This is a genomic window from Stenotrophomonas sp. AS012628, assembly GCF_010608305.1.
In the GTDB taxonomy this organism is placed as follows: domain Bacteria; phylum Pseudomonadota; class Gammaproteobacteria; order Xanthomonadales; family Xanthomonadaceae; genus Stenotrophomonas; species Stenotrophomonas geniculata.
The window spans coordinates 1-267 of record NZ_VMBJ01000141.1; the positions used below are offsets into that span (position 1 = coordinate 1).

Sequence of the window (267 nt, forward strand, 5' to 3'; positions counted from 1 at the left end):
GTAAAGGAGCGCGGTCTCGACCGGCGGCTGCCGGCGCGCGACGTAGGCGATGCCGCGCTTGGCGAGCTCAGGCCCGACCTCGGCCATGCCCTCCAGCAGGAAGGCCCAGTGGCGGGCGTTCGCCTCGGGAATGCCCTCGGCGAGCCCGTAGCAGACCAGCACCGGCAGCCCGCGCCCGTTGGCCTCCTCGACGGCGTATTCCAGGGCCGGGTTGAAGCGGGCGCGCTGGGACAGCCCCATCCAGTACAGGACGTAGGAAGCGCCATC

The 267-nt window shown here is 71.9% G+C and carries 1 protein-coding gene; it reads right to left on the reverse strand.

Annotated elements, in window-relative coordinates; genetic code table 11:
* Nucleotides 1-267, reverse strand: a 267-nt coding sequence (locus tag G5A07_RS21320) for a deoxyribodipyrimidine photo-lyase (protein WP_191863985.1), incomplete at both ends; no start/stop codon positions are given.